The sequence below is a fragment of the Amycolatopsis taiwanensis DSM 45107 genome, assembly GCF_000519205.1.
Classification (GTDB): Bacteria; Actinomycetota; Actinomycetes; order Mycobacteriales; family Pseudonocardiaceae; genus Amycolatopsis_E; species Amycolatopsis_E taiwanensis.
Genome location: NZ_JAFB01000009.1, coordinates 61,452 through 62,267, shown reverse-complemented (window position 1 = coordinate 62,267; position 816 = coordinate 61,452). Strand labels below are relative to the sequence as shown.

The window sequence follows — 816 nt, the reverse complement described above, 5'->3', positions numbered from 1 at the left end:
CGATCACCTCCACTCGGACCGCGAAAAGCCGGCAATGACAGCGAAAACTCAGCTTCAGGGCTTGATTTTGTTGACGTTCAAGAAGTTCTCCAGCTCCGAGCCCTCCTGTATCTTGACACCATCGGTGAGCTGACTCGAGGCCGTGTGAAGCTGGCCACCAATTTTCTCCATGGCCTCGAAGACCGTGTGCACGTCCTTGAGCTGCTCCATGATCCGGGCGCCCAGCTTGTCGTTGCCGAAGGTGCCGAGATTCGCCAAGTCTTCGTGTTCCGCCTTGCCCTGCTTCGCCAAGGCAGCGAAATCCTGCCCCTGCACGCCGAGCTCTCCGGCCTTGGACTTGGTCTCCCCGGTGCCGCTGGTGAATTCGACGTAACCGCTCATCGCTGTTCCTTCCGTTCGGCGTAGAGCTGGGCATCGGTGAGCCGCGACTTTTCCGCGGCGTCGGCACGTTCGGGCTGCATCTGGTTCCGCAGTTCGGTGAACTCCGGCGGGAACTGGTCTTCCATGAGCTCCTTCAGCTGCCCGGTCACGTCACGGACCGCCGCACTGGACGCGTCGAGGATCGTAGCGCGCAGCTGCGTCGCGTCCGGCCTGCGGAACACCCGGGGATCGATCTCGAGATCGACGAGCTGGCCCCGCGGGCCGACCACGACCTTCACCATCCGGTCCGGGGACCAGGCCACGCCGGTGATCTCGAACATCCTCTCCCGGGTCTTCGGCAATGACTCGGTTATTTTCTTCAGCTGTTCCAGCATGTCCTGGAACACCGGGTTCACGGCGTCCGACGAGATTTCCACGACTACCTCCTGTCCTGCC

General features: G+C 62.1%; 2 protein-coding genes. Both read right to left on the bottom strand.

Annotation, left to right across the window (positions count from 1 at the left end; translation table 11 throughout):
- Nucleotides 1-54: 54 nt before the first annotated feature.
- Entirely contained in the window at nucleotides 55-381 is a 327-nt protein-coding gene (locus tag A3CU_RS0108695) for a hypothetical protein (protein ID WP_027941961.1), read from the bottom strand.
- Nucleotides 378-797 carry a YbaB/EbfC family nucleoid-associated protein gene (locus tag A3CU_RS0108690; RefSeq protein ID WP_027942054.1) on the bottom strand — a complete coding sequence of 140 codons (420 nt, stop codon included), beginning with the start codon at nucleotides 795-797 and terminating at the stop codon, nucleotides 378-380. The genes A3CU_RS0108695 and A3CU_RS0108690 overlap by 4 nt, the downstream gene beginning before the upstream one ends.
- Nucleotides 798-816 lie beyond the last annotated feature (19 nt).